This window comes from Agrobacterium bohemicum, assembly GCF_001562555.1.
Classification (GTDB): domain Bacteria; phylum Pseudomonadota; class Alphaproteobacteria; order Rhizobiales; family Rhizobiaceae; genus Agrobacterium; species Agrobacterium bohemicum.
This window is the reverse complement of record NZ_KQ961024.1, coordinates 385,495-404,674: the sequence shown is the minus strand read 5'-3', so window position 1 is coordinate 404,674 and position 19,180 is coordinate 385,495. Positions and strand designations below refer to the sequence as shown.

At 57.8% G+C, this 19,180-nt stretch carries 16 protein-coding genes; 13 read left to right on the top strand and 3 right to left on the bottom strand.

Annotation, left to right across the window (positions count from 1 at the left end; translation table 11 throughout):
* Positions 1-25: 25 nt before the first annotated feature.
* The 5 genes from ATO67_RS05075 (at position 26) to ATO67_RS05055 (ending at position 5,624) form a co-directional block, all read left to right on the top strand.
* Positions 26-1,024: a lytic transglycosylase domain-containing protein gene (locus ATO67_RS05075; protein WP_067645263.1), complete on the top strand. Its 999-nt coding sequence runs from the start codon at positions 26-28 to the stop codon at positions 1,022-1,024.
* Positions 1,025-1,329: 305 nt separating this feature from the next.
* Entirely contained in the window at positions 1,330-2,580 is a 1,251-nt protein-coding gene (locus ATO67_RS05070) for a BtaA family protein (protein ID WP_067645261.1), read from the top strand.
* 50 nt (positions 2,581-2,630) lie between these two features.
* Positions 2,631-3,254, top strand: a complete 624-nt coding sequence (locus ATO67_RS05065) for a class I SAM-dependent methyltransferase (RefSeq protein ID WP_067645621.1) — start codon at positions 2,631-2,633, stop codon at positions 3,252-3,254.
* 183 nt (positions 3,255-3,437) lie between these two features.
* Positions 3,438-4,229: a glycoside hydrolase family 25 protein gene (locus ATO67_RS05060; protein WP_067645259.1), complete on the top strand. Its 792-nt coding sequence runs from the start codon at positions 3,438-3,440 to the stop codon at positions 4,227-4,229.
* Positions 4,230-4,397: 168 nt separating this feature from the next.
* A complete protein-coding gene (locus ATO67_RS05055; protein WP_067645256.1) occupies positions 4,398-5,624 on the top strand; it encodes a lytic murein transglycosylase in 1,227 nt (408 codons plus the stop codon).
* Between the two features lie 429 nt (positions 5,625-6,053).
* On the opposite strand, the gene metF is transcribed toward ATO67_RS05055, so the two are convergent.
* Positions 6,054-6,950, bottom strand: coding sequence for a methylenetetrahydrofolate reductase [NAD(P)H] (gene metF / locus ATO67_RS05050; RefSeq protein ID WP_067645253.1), 897 nt, complete (start codon positions 6,948-6,950; stop codon positions 6,054-6,056).
* 1 nt (position 6,951) lies between these two features.
* Positions 6,952-7,965, bottom strand: a complete 1,014-nt coding sequence (locus tag ATO67_RS05045) for an ArsR/SmtB family transcription factor (RefSeq protein WP_067645249.1) — start codon at positions 7,963-7,965, stop codon at positions 6,952-6,954.
* Between the two features lie 532 nt (positions 7,966-8,497).
* Here ATO67_RS05045 and ATO67_RS05040 point away from each other — a divergent pair.
* Complete coding sequence (locus ATO67_RS05040) at positions 8,498-9,229, top strand: DpnI domain-containing protein (protein ID WP_245303845.1); 732 nt, start codon at positions 8,498-8,500, stop codon at positions 9,227-9,229.
* 282 nt (positions 9,230-9,511) lie between these two features.
* On the opposite strand, the gene ettA is transcribed toward ATO67_RS05040, so the two are convergent.
* Complete coding sequence (gene ettA, locus ATO67_RS05035; RefSeq protein ID WP_067645244.1) at positions 9,512-11,161, bottom strand: energy-dependent translational throttle protein EttA; 1,650 nt, start codon at positions 11,159-11,161, stop codon at positions 9,512-9,514.
* Positions 11,162-11,280: 119 nt separating this feature from the next.
* Here ettA and ATO67_RS05030 point away from each other — a divergent pair, with 119 nt between their 5' ends.
* From ATO67_RS05030 to ATO67_RS05000, 7 genes are all read left to right on the top strand, one after another.
* A complete protein-coding gene (locus tag ATO67_RS05030) occupies positions 11,281-12,228 on the top strand; it encodes an alpha/beta hydrolase (protein ID WP_067645241.1) in 948 nt (315 codons plus the stop codon).
* 225 nt (positions 12,229-12,453) lie between these two features.
* The gene (caiB, locus tag ATO67_RS05025) at positions 12,454-13,659 is read left to right on the top strand and encodes a succinate--glutarate CoA-transferase (protein WP_067645238.1); all 1,206 of its coding nucleotides are present in this window, start codon (positions 12,454-12,456) and stop codon (positions 13,657-13,659) included.
* Positions 13,656-15,308: a thiamine pyrophosphate-binding protein gene (locus ATO67_RS05020; protein ID WP_067645235.1), complete on the top strand. Its 1,653-nt coding sequence runs from the start codon at positions 13,656-13,658 to the stop codon at positions 15,306-15,308. The genes caiB and ATO67_RS05020 overlap by 4 nt, the downstream gene beginning before the upstream one ends.
* Positions 15,309-15,369: 61 nt before the next feature.
* Entirely contained in the window at positions 15,370-16,122 is a 753-nt protein-coding gene (locus ATO67_RS05015; RefSeq protein ID WP_067645232.1) for a HugZ family pyridoxamine 5'-phosphate oxidase, read from the top strand.
* Positions 16,123-16,348: 226 nt separating this feature from the next.
* A complete protein-coding gene (locus ATO67_RS05010; protein ID WP_067645228.1) occupies positions 16,349-17,062 on the top strand; it encodes a ParA family protein in 714 nt (237 codons plus the stop codon).
* 65 nt (positions 17,063-17,127) lie between these two features.
* A complete protein-coding gene (locus tag ATO67_RS05005) occupies positions 17,128-17,772 on the top strand; it encodes a TetR/AcrR family transcriptional regulator (RefSeq protein ID WP_067645225.1) in 645 nt (214 codons plus the stop codon).
* A gap of 49 nt (positions 17,773-17,821) precedes the next feature.
* Complete coding sequence (locus ATO67_RS05000) at positions 17,822-19,051, top strand: MFS transporter (protein WP_067645222.1); 1,230 nt, start codon at positions 17,822-17,824, stop codon at positions 19,049-19,051.
* Positions 19,052-19,180: the final 129 nt, after the last annotated feature.

The following is a 19,180-nucleotide window of genomic DNA, read 5'->3' as shown; positions in this document are numbered from 1 at the left end:
GACAGGCACATTCAAGGGCGGACGCATGAAAGTTGAAGGCAATTTTCGCCGAAAATCGGCTCTTCTTTTGTCGTCCACAGTCGGCATCGCGCTGACACTGGCGGGCTGCACAAGCGTAGAAGTCGCATCCAAAAGCGATATTGCCAAGCCTCAGATAGCCTCCGCCGCTACGGTGGAAAGCACCTTAGCCGCAAGCCCGGCCAGTGCATCCTCTACCCCAGCACAGGTCGCTGAAAATGCGACAGCGGAAGCTCTTCCGACAGTCGCTACGGCCAAGGGCGCACGTATCGCACTTCCACCTGCATCGGAAATTGCAGCCGCAGCAGCCATCGACGCACAAATTCAGCCACAGGCAGCAACCCAGACCGCTCTGGCCGCACCGGCAGCCACAACGCCTGCTGCAGCCGCCGTTGCACGTCAGACCGCCACCTCTGCCCTGCCGCAGGTCGTTGCGCTCAAAGGCAGCTTCCCCCCTGCCCCGGGTGCACCCGGGACACCATCGGCAGCCGCTGTACCTTTGACCGAAGACATGATGCGTCAGCAAAGCGTCATCCCGGTTCCCAAGCCACAGGGTGCCATGCTGGCCTACGCTTCGGCACCTCAGAACGCCGCTCTTGCCGCCATCAGCACCCGCGAAGGCCTGACGCCCTCACTGGATGCGCCGTCCATGGCAGGCCGGCAGAAGCTCAGCGGTCTCATCACCAAATATGCGACCATGTATCAGGTGCCGGAAGATCTCGTCCACCGCGTGGTCATGCGCGAAAGCCGCTACAATCCCAAGGCCGTCAATGGCGGCCATTTCGGACTGATGCAGATCAAGCACGCAACAGCCCGCTCCATGGGTTTCGACGGCCCCGCCTCCGGCCTGTTCGACGCTGAAACCAACCTGAAATATGCGGTAAAGTACCTGCGCGGCGCCTGGCTCGTCGCCGATAACAACCGCGACAACGCCGTGCGCCTCTATGCACGTGGCTATTATTACGATGCCAAGCGCAAAGGCATGCTGCACGTTCTGCGCAAGTAGGACTAGCGGCCTATCATTTTCCGAGATTGCACATCGGCGTGTGGGGCTTAACCCCCTCTGTCCTGCCGGACATCTCCCCCTCAGGTGGGGAGATCGGCTAGACGTCTGCTCATCACTCCTCCCACACCGTTCAAGATAGCCGAGAGGTCGCTACGAGTCGATCTCCCCCCTTGAGGGGGAGATGTCCGGCAGGACAGAGGGGGGTGGGCCAAGCCCACTGCCATCGAATATGGCAATCACCCCCGTCATCAAACTGTTGCGTCTCGTCGCTAAACGCCTCTCAACCGAATGAGAGGTGGAATCAGATGACGAGTGTCGCTCCAAAAACCGGTTTCAGCAAAAACGTAAAGCTCAAGTCCGCCCTCCTTCAGCACAAGGCCCTGTCCACCAGCGGCCTGTCTGAGAGATTGTTCGGCGTTTTGTTTTCCGGTCTGGTCTATCCGCAAATCTGGGAAGACCCTGAAATCGATATGCAGGCCATGGAATTGCGTGATGGCCATAGCATCGTCACCATCGGCTCAGGCGGCTGCAACGTCCTGGCTTACCTCTCGCGCAATCCGTCACGCATCGATGTGGTCGACCTCAATCCGCACCACATTGCGCTCAACAAGCTGAAACTGGCCGCCTTCCGCCATCTGCCCGGCCATGGAGATGTCGTGCGCCAGTTCGGCGTCGCAAACGTGCGCTCCAACAGCAATGGCTACGATCAGTTCATCGCGCCGAACCTCGATGCACAAACGCGCGCTTACTGGTCCAAGCGCACTTTGAGCGGACGCCGTCGCATCTCTGTCTTCGACCGCAATATCTACCGCACCGGCCTACTGGGCCGTTTCATCGGGGTCGGCCATGTGCTGGCCCGTCTGCATGGCGTGAAGCTGCAGGAGATGGCCAATACCCGCTCCATGGATGAGCAACGCCAGTTTTTCGATGAAAAGGTGGCGCCGCTGTTCGACAAGCCTGTCATCCGCTGGCTGACGAAGCGCAAGAGCTCGCTCTTCGGTCTCGGCATTCCACCGCGCCAGTATGACGAACTCGCCAGCCTGTCGGATGGCAACACCATTGCCCCGGTCCTGCGTCAACGTCTCGAGAAACTGGCCTGTGATTTTCCGCTGAAGGAGAATTATTTCGCTTGGCAGGCCTTCGCACGTCGTTACCCGCAAGCGCAGGAAGGCAATCTGCCGGATTATTTGCGTCGGGACTACTATCAGGCCATCCGTGAAAACGCCTCACGGGTGCACGTCCACCACGCCACCTTCACCGAACTGCTCGCCTCCAAACCCGCCTCCTCCGTCGATCGCTACGTGCTTCTCGACGCGCAGGACTGGATGAGCGATGTGCAGATCAACGAGTTGTGGTCGCAGATCAGCCGCACGGCAGCGCCTGACGCGCGCGTCATCTTCCGCACCGCAGCCGAAAAAAGCGTGATCGAGGGTCGCCTGTCGCCGGATATCGCAGCGCAATGGTCCTATCTCGGCGAACGTTCTCAAGAGCTGAACGCCCGCGACCGCTCCGCGATCTATGGCGGTTTCCATATCTATCAGAGGGCTCAGGCGTGAAGATCATCGGCGACAATATCAGCCTTGGCGATGCCAATCATGCAAACCTGATGGACCGCATGTACCGCAACCAGCGGCACATCTATGACATCACCCGCAAATATTACCTTCTGGGGCGCGACACGACCATCGACAAGCTCGATGTACCCCAGGGCGGCAGCTTGCTGGAAATCGGCTGCGGCACTGGCCGCAATCTTCTTCGTGCATCGAAGCTGTTCCCCACCGCCAAGCTTTATGGTTTGGATATCTCGGCAGAAATGCTGACGACGGCCGCTGAAAACTTCGGCGGACGTCAGGAACGGCCTGTATTGCGGGTCTCGGACGCGACAACCTTCAAGATCAGCGAATTCGCCCGAAACGAAGGCTTCGACCGAATCATGATTTCCTATGCCGTGTCGATGATACCGGACTGGGAAAAGGCCGTGGAGCGCGCACTGGCGTCGCTCGCACCCGGTGGCTCCTTGCACATCGTGGATTTCGGCCAGCAGGAAGGCTTGCCCCGCCCCTTCCGCACCCTGCTTCAGGCATGGCTCACCAAGTTCCACGTCACGCCGCGCGCCAATATGCGTTATGTTCTTGAAGCTTTGGCGGGCAGCCACAAGGCAACGCTCGAGTTCCAGCCGATTGCACGAGGATACGCGTGGCGCGCTGTTCTGACGCTCCCGAAGGGCTGAAGTCGAAACGTGGGTGTGGCTTGCCCCCGCTGCCTTTGCTAGTTAGAAGCCGCTCTAAGCCGCAGAATTTCCCGCCGCCCATCTTGCCATAACGGCTTGTTTACCCTGTTATGGTAAACAGGAGATTACGGCGCTTCTCACCAGGCAGCCGGCGGGACTTTCATTCGTTTCACTGGGATCATCATGCAGCGGCTACTTCCGGCTCTTTTCGCGTCCATCCTCCTGTTGAGCGGCTGCACCTCCACCAGTTATGATTTCCTCGAAACTGCATCCGTCGCCAGGCCGCGCTTCAAGGATAATGATCCGCAGGATTTCGGCGCACGCTCACCGCACAAGCATGATGTGCACGGAATCGACGTGTCCAAGTGGAATGGCGATATCGACTGGGCCACCGTGCGCAAATCAGGCGTCTCCTTTGCCTTCATCAAGGCAACCGAAGGCACGGACCGTGTGGATGCGCGCTTCGATGAATATTGGCGCAAAGCCTCAGCCGCGGGTGTGCCGCACGCGCCCTATCACTTCTATTATTTCTGTGCGTCGGCAGATGCGCAGGCAGACTGGTTCATTCGCACCGTCCCGAAAGAATCCATGAAGCTGCCGCCGGTGCTGGACGTGGAATGGAACCCCGCCTCCCCAACCTGCAAGACACGACCTTCACCAGATGTGGTCCGCGCCGAGATACAGCAGTTCCTCACCCGCATCGAACGCCATTACGGCAAGCGCCCGATCATCTACACCAGCGTGGATTTCCACCGCGATAATCTGGTCGGTCAGTTCAAGAGCTACCCCTTCTGGGTCCGCTCCGTCGCCGCCCATCCGACGCAAATCTACAGCGACCGCCAATGGGCCTTCTGGCAATATACCGGCACCGGCGTCATTCCCGGCATCAGCACTCCGACAGATATCAATGTCTTTGCTGGCTCGGAAAAGAACTGGCGCACATGGGTGGCATCCGCCAACCAGCCGCGCGGCTAGCTCATAGATTTCAACTTGATTTTTGCGACAATTCCAGCAGATGTGCTGTGAATTGATCGCATGGCGTTGAAAACAGACGTCTGTTGACGCTTTTCCATCGTCTTGCCCACGCTTCCGCCACAAAACTTGGCGAACGCATGGTCTAAATCGCACATTTGAGGAATTCTGATGTCCAGCTTTTCGCCACGCAGCCTCGCACTTGCTGCCACCCTTTTCACCCTGTCCTGCGGCTCGGCACTCGCCGTCACTCCCGTGGCTTCGCCGGATGACCCGAAACAGGTCGCCTGTGGTGGCGACCTGGCGACCTTCCTGCAAGGCGTAAAGACGGAAGCCGTCGGCAAGGGCGTGCCAGCAGAAGCCGTGGACAAGGCGCTGGCTGGCGCGCAGATCGACCAGAAGGTTCTGTCGCGCGATCGCGCACAGGGCGTTTTCCGCCAGACCTTCCTCGAATTTTCCCAGCGTACCGTCAGCCAGGGCCGGCTTGATATGGGCCGAAAGAAAATTCAGGAACTCAACACCACCTTCAAGCGCGCAGAAGACGAATTCGGTGTTCCCGCAGGCGTCATCGCCGCTTTCTGGGCCATGGAAACGGACTTCGGTGCCGTTCAGGGCGACTTCAACACCCGCAACGCGCTCGTCACGCTGTCGCATGATTGTCGCCGCCCGGAACTGTTCCGCCCTCAGCTCATCGCGCTCACCGAAATGGTTCAGCACGGCGATCTCGACCCTGCTACCAACTCCGGCGCATGGGCTGGCGAAATCGGTCAGGTACAGATGCTGCCGAAGGATATCATCGCCTTCGGCGTGGATGGTGATGGCGATGGCCACGTCAACGTCAAGTCCAGCAGCGCGGATGCCATTCTGACGGCCGCAAAGTTCATCCAGCATCTCGGCTTCAAGAAGGGCGAGCCTTGGATTCAGGAAGTTTCCGTACCGGAAAATCTGCCTTGGGAAAAATCCGGCCTTGGCGGCACGCTGACGGCTAACGAATGGTTCAACCTCGGTGTTACCCCCAAGGATGGCAACAAGACCTTCGGCGCCCTGCCCGCAGCCCTCATCCTGCCTCAGGGCCGCAAGGGTCCTGCCTTCATCACCTACCCCAACTTCAACATCTATCTGGAATGGAACCAGTCCTTCATCTACACCACGTCAGCCGCCTACTTCGCCACCCGCTTCATGGGCGCACCGGTGTATGCCAAGGGCAATCCAGAGCCCGGCCTTGACGATGCTGCCATGAAGGAACTGCAGACCAAGCTCGATGCGAAGACGCATGATGTCGGCAAGATCGATGGCATCCTCGGCTCCGGCACCCGCATCGCCGTGCAGCGTGAGCAGCAGCGACTCGGTCTACCCGCCGATGGCTGGCCAACACGCGCATTGCTCGACGCTCTCTGATCGACGGCGCTCAGTAGAATCACGACATAGACCAAACGGCCATGGCATTAACCATGGCCGTTTACGTTTAAGGCTTATTTGCACCGAATTTTTCAAACGGTAATATAAGTTGTTTTTCAATGCATTGAGGCCAACCGTTGGAAAATACTCGCTCTTTCGTGTGCACTGCATCATAGAAACCGCTTTCCAAGAGACACAAAACGGTCATAATGATTACTGTCAACACAATGGAGGCAGAGCATGGCACTTTCAAATTCTCTTAATGCCTTAGCAATCGGTGTAGCGTTTGCGTTTGTCGGAGTGATGCTTTTCATCTGACGCGCGACTTTGGGGTTTAACACGCACACCCGTCGTTGATTATCATAACCCATTAAAAAAGCGCAGGTTTTTCAGAACCTGCGCTTTTTTTTATGTTCAATTGAACGCTGTTCAGGCAGCCGATTGCCTCAAGGGGCGATAGCCGACATTTTCCAGAACCGCGTTCACCAGCGGTGCACGGTTCATGGTGTAAAGGTGGAACTCACTGATGCCATGGCGCTGCAAATCCAGAATCTGCTCGGCAGCGACATCCGCAGCCACCTTCGCCCGCTCCACCGGATTGTCATCCAGACCGGCAAACCGCTCATCGAGAAACGCTGGAATGCTCGTGCCACACCGACCCGCAAACCGCTTCAACTGCGTCAGATTCTGAATAGGCATGATGCCGGGAACGATGGGAATCGTGATGCCCGCCTTGGTCACGCGCTCCATGTAACGCTCGAACATCGTATTATCGAAGAAGAACTGCGTCAGGGCGCGCGTCGCGCCGTTATCGGCCTTGCGCTTGAGCATATCGATATCGACATCGGTGCTTTCGCTTTCCGGGTGTTTCTCAGGATATGCGGAAACTGAAATCTGAAAATCATCGATCTCGCGCAGACCGCGAACCAGCGCTGCGGCATTCTCATAGCCATCGGGATGCGGCTTATAGGCCGTGCCGGGGCCAGTGGCCGGATCGCCCCGCAACGCCACAAAATGCTTGACGCCGATGCCGCGCAGCTCTTCAACAACGTCGTGCACTTCCTGCTTGCTGGCATCCACGCAGGTCAGGTGCGAGGCTGTCGACAGACCCGCCACCGAGATCATGCGGTCGACCGCAACCAACGTCGGCGCCTTTGTCGTTCCGCCAGCGCCATAGGTCACGGACACGAAGTCCGGGTTCCAGCGCGCAAGTTCCTCGACCGTTTCCCAAAGCTGCACATCCATATCCGCGTTCTTGGGCGGAAAGAACTCGAAGGAGAGCTTGAAATTTCCGCTCGTGTGTCGGTCTGGATCGGTTTTTGTCATGTCATGCCCTCCCGGCTGATAGAAGCGGTGCGTCGACCACCTGCCCGCCCGCAATCAGCAGGCGCGGATCGCGCGCAACCCAGATTGTTACGTCAAGAGACTGGTCGGACACATTGCCGGAATGCAGATCAACCGCCTTCTCGGGCGAAAGCCCCGCCTTTTTCAGCCACTCTTCCATGGTTTGATGCGAAAATCCGAGGCGAACATGCGCGTGGTCTTCTCGCAGATACTCGAGCTTGTGCGGCGCCAGATCGATGATCACCAGACGGCCATTCGGACGCAACATGCGCGCCGCTTCGGCAATTGCCATCTCGGGATGATCGAGGAAGTGCAGCACCTGATGCACCACCACCAGATCGAAATCCTGGCTCTCCAGCGGCAGGTTCAAAATATCGCCATGGCGTACAGACGCGTGTGCCACGCCAGCTTTGTCGAGGTTGGAACGAGCAACCGCCAGCATATCGCGGCTGGCATCGATGCCGATTGCGCGGCGATAGATGCCGCTGAGAAGCTGAAGAATGCGGCCCGTGCCGGTGCCAAGATCGAGCATGGAATCGACAGGCGTCGTGCCGATCAGTTTCGAAAGAGCGCTTTCCACCGCGTCATCGCTGACGTGAAGACGGCGAAGCTCGTCCCAGGCGGATGCATTGCGGCTGAAATAGTCCTGCGCACGCTCCGCCCTCACCCGCTTGACGGAGGAAAGCCGTTCGAAATCCCGCAAAAGAACGGCGTCGTTGGGAGACGCGACGGAAAGAAGCTGTTTGACCAGCTCGGCAGCCTTGCCATCCTGCTTCAAACGGAAGTATGCCCAGGCACCTTCCTGATAACGGTCGATCAGGTCTTCCTCGGCCAGAAGCTTAAGGTGCCGCGAAATACGCGGTTGCGACTGACCGAGAATCTCGGTCAGATCCGTCACGGTCAGATCGCCCGCGCCCAACAGCGCCAACAACCGAAACCGCGTCGGCTCCCCCGCCGCCTTCAACAGCCCCACCAGATTATCAAGCCCTAAAGCCAATGCACAAACCTCAAGCCAATCAACATATAAAGATATGTTTATACGATTTTGGTGAAGCCTGCAAGATCGCATAGGTAATTGATCTCATGGGACGCAATGCATGCTAATCAAACGGGTATCGCGATGATTGCCACACAGCGCGCTCGATTGCGAACTTCGTATTCCTACGTCATATTAGTTGATGTTTGTCGTGGGAGCGGACTGTGGCTTGGTATCGGAACTTTTATATTTGCGAAGAATGTGGAGCGAAGTGGAACGACGACTGGTCCTGTGAGTGCGACGACGATTGTCCAGTTTGTGAAGTTTCTGACATCAGTCCAATCACGTGCCTTGATTTATCAGTCTATATGACGAAAGGCAGCGACGGTACGATCGCCATATACTATTCGCCGCCTGACGCAGACTACACCCCGAATTACACCCGCATGGCTGAGACAAAAATCCCAGTTCTAGCGTCGTTTTTGGGCAAGCTCGCAACGGAGCTTTCGCGTCCGATATGAAATTAGAATTCTCAGAGCCAGACCGAACTTACGTGAGTGGCTCGCAGAAAGCTCGAGTTCTGACCGAAGCATGGATTGAGCAATCGATCTACTGCCCTAACTGTGGAAATCAGAGTCTCAAACAATTTCCCCGAAATCTTCCTGTAGCCGATTTTTACTGTATGCGATGCAACGACCAGTACGAACTCAAAAGCCAGAAAAAGCCTTTCGGGAGGAAGATTGCAAATGGCGCGTATCAGACAAAAGTTGAAAGGCTAGAATCGGATACATCACCGAATTTGATCCTGATGAGATATGACGTGGCGGACGCTGCCGTGAGGCAACTTTACGTGGTCCCAAAACGCTTCTTTACTGCATCGTTGATTGAGCGCAGGAAGCCCCTTAAGCCTTCGGCACGTCGCGCAGGGTGGGTAGGATCAAATATACTTCTTGAACGCATTCCGCAGATCGGACTGATTTGTGTTGTACAAGATGGAATTGTTAAGAGTCGCTCGGATGTTCTGTCCCGGTGGCAAAAAACGGCTTTTCTGGAGCGACACACGCCTGCCGCACGCGGTTGGCTTGTGGACGTTATGAGCTGCATCGACCAAATCGAAAACTCCATCTTTACACTCGACAACGTGTACAGTTTCACTCGATATCTGAGCGAGATTTACCCCAACAATAACAACGTAAAAGCAAAAATCAGACAGCAGCTGCAAATATTACGCGACAACGGATACCTGGAATTTCTCGGCGCTGGAATTTATCGTCGCGCCACGTAAGCAAGTACTAGATTTCTGATGCGGGCTCACTCAATCCTGCTGTAGGCCATCTACTGCAAGAGTTACTTTCGACTATTTATCCCTCTAGCGGCACTGGACCGGCAAGTTGGCCCGCCCCGCAGCAGTCAGCGAGCAAGTAGGCTAGCGGGCCCGAAATAGGAAGTGCCCGCGGTGACGCACCAATAACTCGCCAATAAAGTTCGGCATCATCATTATCAGTCAAACAAAAAAGGGCACCGCTTGTGCAGTGCCCTTTTTGAAGTCGCAAGTGGATAAGGCAGATCAGCGCGTCAGACGCTTATACGCCTGGCTACCCGGGTTGAGCGCATCTGCACCCAGACGGCGGACCTTGTCCTGCTCGTAGTCTTCGAAGTTGCCTTCGAACCATTCTACATGGCCGTCGCCTTCGAAGGCGAGGATGTGGGTGGCAAGGCGGTCGAGGAACATTCTATCATGGCTGATGATGATGGCGCAGCCAGCGAAGTTTTCGAGTGCCGTTTCCAGCGCGCCGAGTGTTTCGGTGTCAAGGTCGTTGGTAGGTTCGTCGAGGAGGAGAACGTTGCCGCCCGCCTTCAGCATCTTCGCCAGGTGCACGCGGTTGCGCTGACCACCGGAGAGGTTGCCAACCTTCTGCTGCTGGTCGCCACCCTTGAAGTTGAAGGCACCGCAGTAAGCGCGTGAGTTCATGTCGAACTTGCCGAGCTTGATGATTTCAGCGCCGCCGGAAATTTCTTCCCAAACGGTTTTGGTTCCATCCAGCGCATCACGGCTCTGGTCGACGTAGCCAAGCTGAACGGTCTCGCCGATGCGAACCGAACCGCTATCGGGCTTTTCCTGACCCGTGATCATCTTGAACAGCGTCGTCTTACCGGCACCGTTGGGGCCGATGATGCCGACGATACCGCCCGGGGGCAGCTTGATCGACAGGTCATTGATCAGCGTGCGGCCTTCAAAGCCCTTCACGATGCCTTCCATCTCGATGACCACCTGGCCGAGACGCTCGGAAACAGGGATGATAATCTGTGCGTCGCCGGGACGCTGCTTGTCGGCGGCATCCACCAGTTGCTCGTAGGACTTGATACGCGCCTTGGACTTGGCCTGACGTGCCTTCGGGCTGGATGCGATCCATTCCTGTTCGCGCGAAATTGCCTTCTGGCGGCCTGCATCTTCGCGGGCTTCCTGCTGCATGCGCTTGGCCTTCGCCGTCAGGTAAGCAGAGTAGTTGCCTTCGTAAGGAATGCCACGGCCACGGTCGAGCTCGAGAATCCAGCCGGTGACGTTATCCAGGAAGTATCTATCGTGGGTAATCATCATCACGGCGCCGGGGTAATCGCGCAGGTGCTTTTCGAGCCATGCAATGGTTTCGGCGTCAAGGTGGTTGGTCGGTTCGTCGAGCAGCAGCAGGTCCGGCTTGGACAGAAGCAGACGGCACAGCGCGATACGACGGCGTTCACCACCCGAAAGCAGGGAAACGTCGCTATCCTTCGGCGGGCAGCGCAGGGCTTCCATCGCCATTTCGACCTGCTGTTCCAGATCCCACAGGTTCTGGCTGTCGATGATGTCCTGAAGCTTGGCACCCTCGTCAGCAGTTTCGTCGGAATAGTTCATCATCAGTTCGTTATAACGCTCAAGCACGGCCGTCTTGTCGGCCACGCCCACCATGACGTTTTCGAACGCAGTCTTGGTTTCGTCCAGATGCGGTTCCTGCTCCAGGTAACCAACGGTCGCGCCTTCTGCCAGCCACGCCTCGCCGGTGAACTCCTTGTCCTGACCGGCAATGATGCGCAGCACAGTGGACTTACCGGCACCGTTGGGGCCGAGAATACCGATCTTGGCATCCGGGTAGAAAGACAGGTTGACGTTTTCAAGGATTTTCTTGGCGCCGTAAGACTTGTTCAGCCCCGACATGTGGTAGATGAATTGACGTGCCATTGTAGCGAATGCTCCGCGTCAGATTTGAAAATTCGAATGGGAAATTTGCCGCTATGTAGGGTAAATAGGGCCAGGGAGCAACCTCTTGGCCAACAATAAGCACAGGCGCGGAGAGATGAATGGACGATATGGCCTTTAGTGAAATCAATCGACTGGCAAGTCCTTCGGGCGCATCCATCACCTACCGGCACGAGCCGGCGCAAGGCCAGCCAAAGGGCATCCTGATGATTTGCCACGGACTGGTGGAACATGCGGGCCGATACCGCCGCTTTGCCGATGTCATGGCGCAACAGGGATTCGAGGTTTACGCCCATGATCATCGTGGCCATGGCCGCACCAAGGCAGACGACGCCCCCATCGGTCGTTTTGCCTGGAAAGACGGCGTCACCAAGGTCATCAGCGATGTCATGGCGATGCGCACTCTGGTTGGCGAACGCCATCCCGGCCTGCCTGTCATCCTCTTCGGACACTCCATGGGCGGCCTCATCGCTCTCAACACCGCCGTCAGCAATCCCGGCGGCTTCGATGCCCTTTCGATCTGGAACTCCAACCTCCACCCCGGCCTTATGGGCCGCTTGGCGCAGGTCGTTCTGCGGATCGAGAAGATGCTGAAAGGCTCTGACGTCCCAAGCGCCATCCTGCCCAAAGCGACCTTCCGCATCTGGAACAGCAAGATGCCGGAAAAACGCACGATGGCCGATTGGCTCAGCCACGACAAGGCGGCCGTCGATGCCTATGTCGGCGATCCGCTCTGCCAGTTCGAAGCCAGCGTCTCACTCTGGCAGGACGTGTTCGAAATGTCCTATCGCGGCCCGAAACTCCTGTCGCGCTTGCCAAAAGACCTGCCGATCCTGCTCGTCAGCGGCAACGAAGACGCCGCGACCAACAACGGCCGCGAAATCGTCTGGCTGGCGCAGCAATTCCGTGCGGCAGGCTTCACCAACGTCGAAGACAAAATCTACCCCGGCATGCGCCACGAAACCCTGCACGAAATCGGCTGGGAAGTTCCGGCTGCGGATTTTGCGGCCTGGGCAAGGAAGGTGGCAGTTTTAAGTAATGGGATGTAGCGCAAAGCGTTCACGTAAATGGGGAACGGTATCTATTATTTCGACGTCATCCTCGGGCTTGACCCGAGGATCTAACGACCCACGACGTCAAACGCCAGTAGATCCTCGGGTCAAGCCCGAAGATGACGTATGAGTATTTGTCGAATCGGAATGACGCCATGAGATAATTTCACATGCACGCAGAAGTTCGTCCGTCTATAAACTTCTGAAATATGTGAGATAGACATGGCAGAACCTTCCGATAAGAAACAGCCGCCCTTGAAGGGCATTCGTGTGATCGAGCTGGCCCGCGTGCTCGCCGGTCCCTGGGCCGGGCAGATGCTGGCCGATATGGGTGCCGATGTCATCAAGGTGGAAAGCCCCGATGGTGGCGACGATACCCGCGCCTGGGGGCCGCCCTTTGTGGAGAGCAAGGATGGCGATAATCTTTCCGCCGCCTATTACCATTCCACCAATCGCGGCAAGCGCTCCATCACCGTCGATCTGAAAAGCGACGAGGGCCGCCAGACGGTGCGCAGGCTGGTCAAGACCGCCGATGTGGTGATCGAGAACTTCAAGCGTGGCGGGCTGGAGAAATACGGGCTGGATTATCAGTCTCTGCGAGCGCTCAACCCCAAGCTCATCTATTGCTCCATCACCGGCTTCGGCCAGACCGGCCCTTATGCGGATTTCGCCGGTTACGACTACATCGTCCAGGGCATGTCAGGTTTCATGTCAATCACAGGCGAGCCGGATGGCCAGCCGATGAAGGCGGGCGTTGCCGTTGCCGATATTTTCACCGGCATCTATTCCGTCACCGCCATTCAGGCCGCTCTCATCCACGCCATGCGCACCGGACAGGGCCAGCATATCGATATGGCACTTCTGGATGTTCAATCGGCCGTGCTGGCCAATCAGAACATGAATTACCTCATGTCCGGCAAAGCGCCGGTGCGATTGGGCAATGCCCACCCGAATATTTCTCCCTATGAAGTGGTGCCGACGGCTGACGGATTCCTCATTCTGGCTGTCGGCAATGACGGGCAATTCCGTCGCCTCTGCAAAATCCTCGGTATCGATGCCATCGCAGACGATGAGCGCTACGCCACCAACAAGGCCCGCGTCGCGCACAAGGTGGAGGTTCGCCAGATCGTGTCGACCGAGACGCTCAAATGGATGAAGCGTGACCTGTTGACGGCCTGCGAAACCAGTGCCGTGCCTGCCGGGCCAATCAATTCCATCGATGAAATGTTCGCCGATCCGCAGGTTCAGGCACGCGGCCTGCGCGTTGATCTTCAAGCCGCAGACGGCACCGTCATTCCTGGTGTAAGAACACCGATCATATTGTCGGAAACGCCTCTGCATTATGAGCGACCGAGCCCGCGTCTCGGGGAGCATCAGGCAGAAGTGCTGGCCGAGTTGGACGACATAGAAAGGAACCTGGCACCATGAAAAGAACCGGCGGACAGCTGATTGTCGAAGCCTTGAAAGCCAACGGTGTGTCGCGTGTTTCCTGCGTACCCGGCGAAAGCTATCTGGCCGTGCTGGATGCGCTGTATGAAAGCGGCATCGAGACCGTGATCTGCCGTCAGGAAGGTGGCGCGGCGATGATGGCCGATACCTGGGGACGGCTGACGGGCGAGCCCGGTATCTGCATGGTAACGCGCGGTCCCGGCGCGACCAATGCGTCTGCGGGCCTGCATATCGCCATGCAGGATTCCATCCCGATGATCCTTTTCATCGGCCAGGTGCAGCGCGATGCCCGTGAGCGTGAGGCCTTTCAGGAAGTCGAATACCGCCGCGCCTTCACCGAATTTGCCAAATGGGTCGGCGAGATCGATGATGCCCGTCGCATTCCGGAATTCGTCACCCGCGCCTTTGCGGTCGCCACCTCCGGTCGCCCCGGCCCCGTGGTCTTGAGCCTGCCCGAGGATATGCTGGTCGATCTGGTGGACGCACCGGAGGCCAAGCCTTACACGCCGGTGGAAAACCACCCCGGCCCAAAGCAAATGGCCAAATTCGCAGAGCTTCTGGGTGCAGCCAAGCGTCCCATGGTCATTCTCGGCGGCACCCGTTGGACAGAACAATCCGTTGCGCAGTTCAAGACATTCGCGGAACGCCTCAAGCTGCCAGTCGGCTGCTCCTTCCGCCGTCAGGCGCTGTTCGATCATCTCAGCCCGTCCTACGCAGGCGATGTTGGCATCGGCATCAATCCGGCGCTGTCAGCGGAAATCAAGCAGTCCGATCTCATTGTCCTCCTGGGCGGACGCCTGTCGGAAATGCCCTCTTCCGGTTACACTTTGCTCGACATTCCCTACCCGTCGCAGACACTGGTACATGTCTACCCGCAGGCGGAAGAACTCGGGCGCGTCTACAGGCCGGACCTCGCCATCTGCGCGTCGTCCACTGAATTCGTGGAAGCGCTTTCCACACTGGAAGTCCCGGAAAATCCGGTATGGGCAGAGCGCACTGCCGCCATGCACGCGGCCTACCTGACATGGTCCACCCCACCGAAAACCGGACCCGGTCCAGTGCAGATGGGTCCGATCATGGACTGGATCGAAGCCAATACGCCTGTTGACGCCATCTTCACCAACGGCGCGGGCAATTACGCCACATGGCTGCACCGCTTCCACCGCTTCCAGCGTTTCAACACACAATCGGCCCCCACCTCCGGCTCCATGGGTTATGGCCTGCCCGCCGCAGTCGCCGCCAAGCATCTGTTTCCGGAACGCGAAGTCGTCTGCTTTGCCGGTGATGGCTGCTTCATGATGCACGGGCAGGAATTCATCACCGCCGTGCGCTATGGCCTGCCCATCATCACCGTGCTGGTCAACAACGGCACCTACGGCACCATCCGCATGCATCAGGAACGGGAATATCCCGGTCGCGTCAGCGGCACTGATCTCGTCAACCCTGACTTCGTCGCCTTCGCCAAAGCCTATGGCGGCCACGGCGAGATCGTCGAGAAAACCGAAGACTTCGGCCCTGCCTATGAACGCGCCCGTGCCAGCGGCAAGCCCTCGATTATCGAAGTGAAGCTCGACCCTGAGGCGATTACTCCTGCGCGGACGTTGACGCAGATTCGCGAACGCAGCTGATATTTCAGCAATGAAAATAGGACTGCCATGATGTAAACCGTGTCTGACAACGGAGAGCATCATGGCAGAGACGACACCGGCAGTTATCACCCCACGAAACGCAAACATAGAACCCTCAGCCGGTGCGCCTTTCGAAGCCGTGCGCGTGGCGCGGGACGTTCTGCACACCTGCCGTACCGCCGGTCTCGCCACGCTTGATCCGCAGAGCGGCTATCCCTACAACACCGCCACCAACATCGCCGTCGAGCCGGATGGCACGCCCTTCTTCTTCACCGCTCGCCTCGCACTCCATGCCCGCAATATCGAGGCGGACCCGCGCATCTCGCTGGTGCTGGCACCCTTCAACAAGGGCGACGCGCTGACACTGCCGAGACTGACGCTGGTCGGCAAAGCGGTGCTGATGGTTGATGACGAAGTGCCGTTGGCTAAGGCGCGCTATATCGCCCGCTACCCCAAAGCCAAACTCTATCTCTCGTTACCGGATACGCAGCTCTACCGTCTCAATATCGAAGGCGTCCAAATCAATGGCGGCCCTGCCCGCAATGCCAGCAATATCACACCATCGGATCTGCGTACCGATCTCTCGGGCGCGGATGGGCTGGAGGCCGAAATCTCGCGCCTGAACGTCATCAAGGGCGAGGCATCACGGCTGGCGGTACTGGCAGGCCGCAAATCCGGCGCGTGGAAAATCACGTCGATCGACCCGGATGGTATCGACCTGGCTTCGGTCAGTGACCTTGCCCGGATGTGGTTTGACGAGCGCGTGGAAAGTGTGAATCAACTTGCGAAGGTACTGACTCAATCCTCGAAGTGATAGCGGTAACAGATTCAGATCAAAGCGAAACTCGCGACCTTTGCCTTTTGATATTGATGGGTGGCACCACCAGAAGCATCTTCACCGTGCCATCCTTCACTTTCGCAACAAGGCATCGCAGATATTTCCATTTCGTTAACCATCTTCGTTAACAATATGCATCGCACCATGAATGTCGCGGTGCGTTGAAGAGCGATGAAATCAGGCTCTGCATTCGGGGGCCCTTATGCCAGTCATTACATTTGCAAATACCAAGGGCGGCGCCGGCAAGACCACGGCTGTGTTGCTGCTTGCCACCGAACTTGCCCGCATGGGCCACCGCGTGACGGTGCTGGATGCCGATCCGCAATTGTGGATTTCGCGCTGGTCCGAAATGTCCGGCGAGATGCGCAATCTCTCGGTCATCTCACACGTCACCATGGCCTCGATGGAAACGCATATTCGTGAAAACAGGTCCAATACGGACTGTTTCATCATCGACCTCCCCGGCACCAAAAGTCCACTGCTGACGATGGCGCTCGGAATTTCCGACCACGTCTTGATCCCCGTTCAGGGTTCCGCCATGGATGCACGCGGCGCTTCCGAAGTGCTGGAGCATATCGAGCTTCTCAATCGCAAGATGGGCATGAAGATCGATCACTCGGTTGTGCTGACCCGCGTCAACGCCATGATCAGCACGCGCTCCATGCTGCTGGTCAAGGCGCTGTTGGCGGAGAAGAACGTTCGCGTTCTGAACACGCCAATTGCCGAACGCGCCGCCTTCCGCGACATTTTCGACTGTGGCGGCACGCTCGAAGCGCTGGACTGTCAAAAGGTCAGCAACGTCGAGAAGGCGATGGAGAATGTGCGCAACTTTGCCTACGAGGTTTTGCGCCTGATGCCGGTCCGTGTCGTCCGTTCTGACCGTGATGGAAAATTCCTCGGTCGAAAAGCGGCCTGATTACCAATAGTTTCGAGCGCCCGGCACGTTTTGCGACCGGGCGCAAAATTCTGCTTGATTTGGAAATGATCGTTTTCTATATTGCGACCATGACCAACGCTCCTTCACCATCTTACCCTATCCGCCAGCGCGGTCGCCCGCGTGAGTTCGATGTCGATCTGGCGATCGACAAGGCTATCGGCGTGTTTTCTGAGCGTGGCTATCACGCAACCTCCGTGGGTGATCTGACGCAGGCGATGGAGTTGACGCAGGGCAGCCTCTACAAGGCTTTCAAGGATAAAAAGGACATCTACATCGCCGCCGTCGAGCGCTATAGGCTGGTGCAGACGAAGCGCTTCGAGGCGGCCGTTCAGACCGGCAAAACCGGGCGGGAGAAGCTGCTGGCGGCGATGAACTTCTATGCCGATGCCTGCATTGGACAGTCCGGTGGACAAGGGTGTCTCGTCGTGGGTGCTGCTGCCGATCTGGCCTCGTTGGACGAGGATATGGCGCGTGTCGTGCGCCGTGCCATTGATGCGCGCGAGACCATACTGGGGCGCCTCGTGCGTGAAGGACAAGCGGATGGATCGGTGTCGAACGCAATGGATGCAGACGCTCTCGCCAAGACGGTGCTTTGCCTGATTTACGGCATGCGGGTGGTCGGCAAGACCGGCCTTGAGAAAGCGGAACTTAACGCGGTGGTCGATGTGGCCATGAAGGTTTTCGACTGATTTTTATGCGTATTTTGGAAATGAATATTTCCTAATTTGGAGACGTGACATGACATCTACAGTGCTTGGTTCCGAGCCTGCACAGGAAGAGGCTATCTCTTCCGCAATGATTTTTCTGTTGGCCAGTGCCTGCGGGTTGATTGTGGCAAACCTTTATTATGCCCAACCGCTCGCCGGCGTCATCGGTGCGGAGCTTGGCCTTTCCGCCGGGGCAACCGGGTTGATCGTGACGCTGACGCAGATCGGTTACGGGTTGGGACTGCTGTTTGTCGTGCCGCTGGGTGATCTGATCGAAAACCGAAAACTGATCGTAACGACTGTGGGCATGGCGGTCGCGGCTTTGATTGCGGCGGCACTGGCACCGCATGCTTCGCAGTTTCTCACGGCTGTTTTCCTTGTCGGCATCAGTTCTGTGGCTGTGCAGATGATTCTGCCCTTGGCCGCGCATATGACACCGGATGCCAGCCGCGGCAGGGTTGTCGGCAGCATCATGAGCGGGCTGATGGTCGGCATCATGCTGGCACGACCACTATCGAGTGTATTGTCCGAACTGGTTTCCTGGCGCGGCGTGTTTCTGATGTCGGCTGTTGTGATGGCCGTACTGGCACTGGTGCTCTACCGGCTGCTGCCACGCCGTATGCCGGATGCGAAACTGCCATACCGCGCCCTTCTTGCGTCGATGGCAAAGCTGGCCGCGAACACGCCTCTTCTGCAACGGCGCGCAATCTATCAGGCTGGCATGTTTTCGGCGTTCAGCCTGTTCTGGACGGTGACGCCGCTTTATCTCAGCGGTCCGGCTTTCCGGCTGTCACAGGGAGAGATCGCGCTGTTTGCGCTGGCAGGTGCGGCTGGTGCCATAGCCGCGCCGATTGCAGGCCGCCTCGCTGATCGCGGCTGGACATGGGCCGCCACCTTGGGCGCGCTGCTGGCGGCTATGGCATCGTTCCTGATCACTCACATTGCGCCGGAAGGTTCGCATCTGGCTCTGGCGTTGCTGGTCGTTGCAGCAATCGTGCTGGATTTTGCGGTCACGACAAATCTGGTGCTGGGCCAGCGCGCCATCTTCACGCTGGGTGCCGAATTCCGCAGCCGCCTCAACGGCATCTTCATGGCAACGTTTTTCATGGGCGGTGCCGTGGGTTCAGCGGTCGGCGGCTGGGCCTACTCGCAGGGCCAATGGGTCGCAGCCTCATGGCTTGGCTTTGCACTGCCCGCGCTTGCCTTCGCATGTTTCCTGACGGAACGTCGGGCCGGAAAACGAGTGCATAAGTTAGGGTAAGGCAGGACCAACAATTTGGACGTCATCCCCGCCCTTGTGGCGAGGATCTATCCACGTTCAATGTCGGGGTTCGTTAGATCCTCGGGACAAGCCCGAGGATGACGTTGGAGAGAGTGTTGAGCGAGTTGC

What these genes read in the sequence shown, in the direction of transcription:
- ATO67_RS05060 (WP_067645259.1), top strand. Translation starts at nt 3,438, where the DNA reads ATGCAGCGGCTACTTCCGGCTCTTTTCGCGTCCATCCTCCTGTTGAGC.
- ATO67_RS05010 (WP_067645228.1), top strand. Translation starts at nt 16,349, where the DNA reads ATGCCAGTCATTACATTTGCAAATACCAAGGGCGGCGCCGGCAAGACC.
- metF (WP_067645253.1), bottom strand. Translation starts at nt 6,950, where the DNA reads ATGACAAAAACCGATCCAGACCGACACACGAGCGGAAATTTCAAGCTC.
- ATO67_RS05020 (WP_067645235.1), top strand. Translation starts at nt 13,656, where the DNA reads ATGAAAAGAACCGGCGGACAGCTGATTGTCGAAGCCTTGAAAGCCAAC.
- ATO67_RS05075 (WP_067645263.1), top strand. Translation starts at nt 26, where the DNA reads ATGAAAGTTGAAGGCAATTTTCGCCGAAAATCGGCTCTTCTTTTGTCG.
- ATO67_RS05005 (WP_067645225.1), top strand. Translation starts at nt 17,128, where the DNA reads ATGATCGTTTTCTATATTGCGACCATGACCAACGCTCCTTCACCATCT.
- ettA (WP_067645244.1), bottom strand. Translation starts at nt 11,161, where the DNA reads ATGGCACGTCAATTCATCTACCACATGTCGGGGCTGAACAAGTCTTAC.
- ATO67_RS05070 (WP_067645261.1), top strand. Translation starts at nt 1,330, where the DNA reads ATGACGAGTGTCGCTCCAAAAACCGGTTTCAGCAAAAACGTAAAGCTC.
- ATO67_RS05030 (WP_067645241.1), top strand. Translation starts at nt 11,281, where the DNA reads ATGGACGATATGGCCTTTAGTGAAATCAATCGACTGGCAAGTCCTTCG.
- ATO67_RS05015 (WP_067645232.1), top strand. Translation starts at nt 15,370, where the DNA reads ATGGCAGAGACGACACCGGCAGTTATCACCCCACGAAACGCAAACATA.
- caiB (WP_067645238.1), top strand. Translation starts at nt 12,454, where the DNA reads ATGGCAGAACCTTCCGATAAGAAACAGCCGCCCTTGAAGGGCATTCGT.
- ATO67_RS05000 (WP_067645222.1), top strand. Translation starts at nt 17,822, where the DNA reads ATGACATCTACAGTGCTTGGTTCCGAGCCTGCACAGGAAGAGGCTATC.
- ATO67_RS05055 (WP_067645256.1), top strand. Translation starts at nt 4,398, where the DNA reads ATGTCCAGCTTTTCGCCACGCAGCCTCGCACTTGCTGCCACCCTTTTC.
- ATO67_RS05065 (WP_067645621.1), top strand. Translation starts at nt 2,631, where the DNA reads ATGGACCGCATGTACCGCAACCAGCGGCACATCTATGACATCACCCGC.